The organism is Xanthomonas sp. LMG 12459, from assembly GCF_009192905.1.
Lineage (GTDB): Bacteria > Pseudomonadota > Gammaproteobacteria > Xanthomonadales > Xanthomonadaceae > Xanthomonas_A > Xanthomonas_A sontii.
Genome location: NZ_NSGT01000053.1, coordinates 44,875 through 51,118, shown reverse-complemented (window position 1 = coordinate 51,118; position 6,244 = coordinate 44,875). Strand labels below are relative to the sequence as shown.

The window sequence follows — 6,244 nt, the reverse complement described above, 5'->3', positions numbered from 1 at the left end:
GCGATGGAGTGGTGTTTCTGGTGGGGCAGGGGGTGGTGTGAGTTAGCGCTGGGAGGGATGCAAGATCAAAGCGGATCAAGTGACGAAATTTACCCAAAAAGGGTAAATAAATACCCATAATGGGAAGAAAATTGTCCATGTGGGTAGTAAGCTGCACCGCATGGTCAACAACCTGCTCAATCCCGCGGGCGTAGGCGAGGCGCTGCGCTCTTCCCACGCGCTGACGTCGGGTCTGGCAAATGCTCTGTTCACTCGCACCCAGCAACGCGTGTTGGCCCTGCTGTACGGTCAGCCGCAGCGCAGCTTTGGTGTCGGCGAACTGATCGCCGCTGCCAGCGGCGGCTCGGGCGCCGTGCAGCGCGAACTGACCAAGCTGGCCGACGCCGGCTTGCTCACGGTACAGCGCATCGGCAACCAGAAGCGCTACCAAGCCAATCCGCATTCGCCCATCCACGACGAACTGCTCGGCATCGTGCAGAAGACCATCGGCCTGGCCGGCCCGCTTGGAGATGCCTTGCAGCCCATCGCCGACGACATCGTGGCCGCCTTCGTCTACGGATCGGTCGCCAAGCGCAGCGACACCGCGCGCAGCGACATCGACCTGATGGTGATCTCCGATACGCTGGGCTATGCCGACCTGATGCGCGCGCTGGATGGCATGCAGGCGCGGCTGGGCCGCCCGGTCAATCCCACGCTGTACACGCGTGCCGATTACGCCAAGCGGCTGCGCGACGAAAACGCATTCCTGCAGCGGGTGCTGCAGCAACCCAAGATCTGGGTGATCGGAGGCATGGATGACCTCGCCACTTGAAAATCTGTCTGGCTCCGGCAAGCAACTCAGCGCCGAACCGACTGACCCCCGCGAATTCGACGGCCTGATCCGCTCTGCCCTGGCCCGCCTGGGCGACGCCAAGAACGCCTCGCTCGCCCTGGAAAGCCGATTCGACCTGGCCTACAACGCAGCGCACGCGCTGTGCCTGGCAGCGCTGCGCGCCAAGAGCTACCGCGCCAACAACCGCTACATCGTGTTCCAGGTGCTGCCGCACACCCTGGGCCTGGGGCCGGAGGTGTGGCGGGTGCTGGACAAAATGCCATCACCAGCGCAACGTTGCCGAGTACGAGGGCGAGCTGGATGTGAGTGAGCGGTTGGTGTTGGATTTGATTGGGGCGTGCGATGCGGTGCGGGTGGCGCTGGGGCGCGAGGGGTAGGGGGCGGAGCAGGTGCGGAAAATCGCTTTGGCCGGATCATCCAAACACAACGCAGTTCATGGAGGAGGCGGTATGGCGCGCTTCGCACGTTGCACGATGGTGTGATGGATGCTGTCCCTGGCTGTACTCGGCAGCGTGCACGCGCGCGCATGTCGCGGCGCCGGGAGGCGCGGCGGACGCCATGGCCGGCTTCCCCGTGGTGCCGGCCAGTACGCCGCAGCTGTGGCGGCCGTTCGAGGTGGAGCGGCAATTGGGCGCCGTCTGTGTCGATGGCGACCAGGCGCGCAGCCGTGCGCCTGCGTTGCTGTTGCGCGACGCGTACTGCCGCGGGCCCCGCACCCGCGCACATGGCGCGCGCGCTGCTCGGCATCCAGCCCGACGCGCTCACCATGAGCCAGGACGCGCGCGCCGCAGGCCTGCGCGACGCGATCTATCTGGCGGCGCCAGGGCAGGGGCGCCGCCCGGATTTCACCGTGGTGGTCGGTGACATCACCGTGCGCTCCTTCGAGAGCCCCGACCCGCAAAAGACCGTTTACCTGGTTTGGTCGGTGCGGTGCGGTGCAGGCGACGCCGGCATGGCCTGCAGCGCTGGCACCGGGTACAAAGCCTTCCACGTCGGCGCCGACGGCATCGCACACGGCGTCAGTGCGCAGGTGCTGCCGCGCGATCCTGTGTTGACCGCCGCGGATCTCGCGCGGCAAGAGAAACACGGAGGCAGCGATCTGTTCCTGTTGTCGAACAAGCTGCTCTACGTCGCGACACTGCGCTGGCTGATGGAGTGCGACCCAGACCGGCCGTTGGCCAGGAGCGACCCTAGGCGCGGACAGCTACGCCCACTTCGGCTTCGTGCGCTGGACCGGCGAACGCGTCGAGCGCGTCGAGCGCGTTACCCGCGCGCAGTGGCCGTGCGAGCCGATGCCGTCGGACGAGGCCGCGCGTCTGCAGCCGCCGGATGTGGCTGAGGACCGCTTCGTGGGGGTGTCGCCATCAGCACAACCCCGCATCTTCAGGCGTTCCTCGCCCGCGGCTTGGCGTCGCGCGAGCGTGCCCGCCAATCAGGCGGCTATGTCGCCGCAAAGGACGTGCTGGCCGAACTGGAGTCCCGGTTGGACGCCACGTGCCTACGTCATGCCAAGGCGAAGTCCAATCGCGAGCGGTGAACGCCAACGATTGCCAAGATAGGGATCATACTATGATCCTGCAGAGAACCTGCGCTTGAGGATCGGCCACTCGAAATGGCTACCTTTGCGTAGGTGAGTTGCTAATAGATCACTAAGTTTGTATTGGCAAATCGCTTAAAAGGGAATGTATGCTGGGCTTGGTGCTACGAGAAGAGTTCCGGGGCAAACGCCTCAAGGGCACAGCCATCGAGCTGTCCAACGACCAGAACACAGGTGCGACCCAGATCGCTGCCAAGCAGTTCTTGAATATCACCTATCCCACGCACGATCTGCTGAAAGGTATAGAAGCCGTCGGCCCTAATCAGGGGCGCCCAGTTGTCGTGATCGGCGAACGAGGTCTCGGCAAATCGCATTTGATGGCCGCGCTCTTTCACGCCGTCACCGATCCCTCATCGACGGGCGCGTGGCTCACTGCGTGGGCAACTATCCTTGCCGACCCCGGCGTCGGCAAAATTGCGTTGCGCAATGGGATGCACGTCATCGGCGAAAGTCTGCACCGCCACCGGTACAAGTTTCTGTGGGATGTACTGTTTGAGAACCATCCTCACGGCACCTTCATCAAGGGTAAGTGGGAAGGCCAGGGCGCGTCCAAGACCGAAATCCCATCCGACAAGCTCATCATCGAACTGCTAGAGAACAAGCCGACGATGCTGCTGTTGGACGAGTTCCAGACGTGGTATGACGGTTTGACCAACACCAAACAGTATCCGTGGAAGCACTGGGCGTTCAACTTCATCCAGATTCTTTCGGAGATTGCCAAAGAACGCCCCGACCTGCTGGTGCTGGTGATCTCGGTGCGCAACGGCGGCAGCGACGCCTACCAGCAGGTGCATCGCGTCAACCCGGTCGCCATCGACTTCAAGGCAGGCGGCAGCGCCGAGCGCATCCAGCTGGATCGCCGCCGGATGCTGTTGCACCGCCTGTTCGACAACCGCCTGCAGATCGCCAGCGGCACCATCGAATCGCTGGTCGCGCAGCACGTCGCCGAATCCTTCCGCCTGCTCGACGTGCCGTCCGCCGAGCAGGAACGCAAGCGCCGGGAGTTCACCGAATCGTGGCCCTACGCGCCGCACCTGCTGCGCCTGCTCGAAGAACAGGTACTCATCGCCACCGACGCGCAGGAAACGCGCGACCTGATCCGCATCCTCGCCAACCTCTACAAGAGCCGTGGCGAGGCCGTGCCCGTGCTCACCGCCGCCGACTTCCGGCTGGACGACGACACCTCGGGCATCGGCGCGTTGCTTGAAGCCGTCGCCAACCAGCACCACCGCACGCTGCGCGAGAAGGCCCAGCAGAACATCATCTCGGTGCAGGAGGCGCGGCACGACCACGCCAGCGTCGCACCACACCTGCAGGAAATCATCGGCGCACTGTGGCTGCGCTCGATTGCCGTGGGAAACCTCGCCGGAGCCGATCCCGCCACGCTGCAACTGGACATCACCCGTGACAAGCCGGTGGACGACAATGCCTTCCAGGTCGAGCTGGCAACCATCGTCGAGAACAGCTTCAACATCCATCAGGACGGCACCAAACTGCTGTTCCGCGAGGAAGAGAATCCTCGCGCCAAGCTCATGGCCTACGCGCGCAACGACAAGCTGTTCGCCGACGGCGCGGATCAGGCGCAGCTCGCCAAGCAGGTGCGCTACGTCATCGGCGGCAGCGACGAGGTCGCTAAGACCTTCCGCGTGATCGCACTGCCCAAGTCGTGGGTCAACGATCCGTGGACGGCGCTTGATGAAGCCGAGCAGCCCGACAAATGGGATGACCGTCTGCCCATCCTCGTACTGCCGGAGGAAGCCGACAAGCTTGACGCCACGCTGGGGCGTTGGCTCAAAGACCAGTTGCAGAAGCGCCGCAACACCGTGCGCTTCCTGCTGCCGCGCGCGGGCAGTACCAACTCCTTCATGGATCGCGACCTGCTCATCCTTGCCCGCGCCGAAATGAAGGCCCAGGAATGGGGTGGCCATAACCCCGAATACAAGAAGCTGCACAAGGAATTCGAGAACACTCTGCGCGACAACCTCAAGAAGCGCTTCGACCGTTTCGCCGTGCTGCAACGCTGGAATTTCGCCGACCCCGCGCAGTGCAAGTTCAGTGTCGAGCGTCTCGACAAGCAGGGCTCGCAGATTCCCGAAGCCATCGAGGAGGCGCTGACCGGCGACCTGTTCGTGCCGGAGGACTTCGAGGATCTGGTGCTCGAATACGCCAGCAACAACGAATCGGTCGGCAAGCTGCTGCGCGAGCTGCAGGAGCCGCGTCCGGCCGGGCAGGACTGCATCCCTTGGCTGGGCGAAACGGCGATGAAGGAACGCCTGCTGCGTTTGTGCGCCAAGGGCAAGGTCGCCATCAATGTGCGTGGCATGGAGTACCTGCAAACGAACCCGGGTGAGGACGAGGACACCGCGTGGCGGCGTCTGCGCCCCAAGCTCTCGCTCACGGGCCGCCACCTCGACGACGTGTTCGTGATGCTGCCATCGGCTGTGCCCGCAACGGGTGGCTCAACGCCGCCTGCGCCGTCGCCGGGTGGTACGCCATCCGGTGGTGGCGCGACCCCCACGCCGGGCGTGCCCGACCCCACACCCGCTGGCTCGCCCGCTCCCACGCCAGGGCCCACGCCGGGCGGCATCTTCGGCGGCGACGGCGACACCACCAAGCCGCGCGCGGCTCTGTCGAACCCCGCCACGTCGCCGCTCAACCTGATCGGCAAGATCGAAGGCTGGGGGATTGGCCCGGCCACCAAGGTCGCGGAGGTGTCCATCAAGGTGTCCGCCGCCACCGGGGCGCAGCTCAAGGAACTGCTCAAGAAGCTCCCCGAAGGGATGACCTTCGAGCTGAATCTTGAAAAGGAGGACGACTGATGGCCCTGACTGCCAGCGCCTTGCAGGCTCTGACCCAAGGCTCCGACGCCGATGCTTGGCGCGTCATCGTCGATCAGGCTGTCGAGATCGCCAGAAAGGCGCTGGCCGCAGGCAATGCGCCAAGCGAGATCGTCCGGCGCGACCGCGAGATCGGCGCACTGGATCTTTTCCTCTCCTCCAGCGGCTGGGACTTGTGGCAAGCCTTCGGCGACAGCGTGGAGCGCACCTCAGATCGCCTGACGCGTTGGTGGGCCGAGCCCTTCAGCGCCAAGGCGGTGCTGATTCTCGACGGCCTTTCCCTGCGCGAACTGCCGTGGCTGTTGCAGGGCGCGAAGGAGCGCGGCTTCACCACGCGTGAGGTCGCTGCCTGTGCCTCCGAGCTGCCCGGCGAAACCGATGAATTTGCCCGCGCGCTCGGCTTCGCCAGCCGCAGCAAACTCCAGAACAACGGTGGCGGTCTCGCGCACAAGCTGCAAGCCGCGAACACCGAAACCGTGGACTTGCCGTGGAAGGACTGCCAAGCCCTGATCGGCAGGGCGCCGAACCAAATCTTCTGGCACCACTGGCCCGACGCCAAGCTGCACGACGGCTCCGGCGCAGGCCAGGGGCTGGAGCCGCTGACCAAGGACGTGGCCGAGCAGTTGTCCAGTGATGACTTCTGGGCCTTCGTCGAGCGCCTCGCCACCGGGCGGCGGCTGGTCATCACTTCCGATCACGGCTACGCGGCCACTGGCTACTTCCCCGATGCCGATGGCGAGGTCGGCCAGTTCCTCAAGCAGACGTTTGGAAGCTCGCGCAGCAAGACAGGGACCGGCGACACCGGCCCCTTCGTGCCGCCGGTGGCATTGCAGATCAACAGCCCTCACGGCGCGCACCTGCTGGCTCTTGGCCGCAGGAAGTGGCGCAGCCAGGGCGGCTACCCGACGCTCACGCATGGCGGCTTGTCGCTGCTGGAAGTGTTGTCGCCCTTCGTCGAGCTGACCAAGTAAGGATTGC

At 64.8% G+C, this 6,244-nt stretch carries 4 protein-coding genes and 1 pseudogene; all 5 read left to right on the top strand.

Going from position 1 to position 6,244, the window contains the following annotated elements:
• Positions 1 to 139 precede the first annotated feature (139 nt).
• The 5 genes and pseudogenes from CEK65_RS13015 (at position 140) to CEK65_RS12990 (ending at position 6,237) form a co-directional block, all read left to right on the top strand.
• Positions 140 to 811, top strand: a complete 672-nt coding sequence (locus tag CEK65_RS13015) for a transcriptional regulator (protein ID WP_226980574.1) — start codon at positions 140 to 142, stop codon at positions 809 to 811.
• The gene (locus CEK65_RS13010) at positions 795 to 1,142 is read left to right on the top strand and encodes a hypothetical protein (protein ID WP_226980573.1); all 348 of its coding nucleotides are present in this window, start codon (positions 795 to 797) and stop codon (positions 1,140 to 1,142) included. The genes CEK65_RS13015 and CEK65_RS13010 overlap by 17 nt, the downstream gene beginning before the upstream one ends.
• Positions 1,143 to 1,556: 414 nt before the next feature.
• Positions 1,557 to 2,118: pseudogene (locus tag CEK65_RS13005) on the top strand (hypothetical protein); the annotation flags it as partial.
• A 400-nt stretch (positions 2,119 to 2,518) separates the two neighbouring features.
• A complete protein-coding gene (locus CEK65_RS12995) occupies positions 2,519 to 5,248 on the top strand; it encodes a DUF499 domain-containing protein (protein WP_152182007.1) in 2,730 nt (909 codons plus the stop codon).
• Complete coding sequence (locus CEK65_RS12990; RefSeq protein WP_152182006.1) at positions 5,248 to 6,237, top strand: hypothetical protein; 990 nt, start codon at positions 5,248 to 5,250, stop codon at positions 6,235 to 6,237. Before CEK65_RS12995 ends, CEK65_RS12990 begins: the two co-directional genes overlap by 1 nt.
• Positions 6,238 to 6,244 lie beyond the last annotated feature (7 nt).

Excerpts from the sequence above, each read along its gene's own strand:
- CEK65_RS12990 (WP_152182006.1), top strand. The coding sequence starts at position 5,248 with ATGGCCCTGACTGCCAGCGCCTTGCAGGCTCTGACCCAAGGCTCCGAC.
- CEK65_RS12995 (WP_152182007.1), top strand. The coding sequence starts at position 2,519 with ATGCTGGGCTTGGTGCTACGAGAAGAGTTCCGGGGCAAACGCCTCAAG.
- CEK65_RS13010 (WP_226980573.1), top strand. The coding sequence starts at position 795 with ATGACCTCGCCACTTGAAAATCTGTCTGGCTCCGGCAAGCAACTCAGC.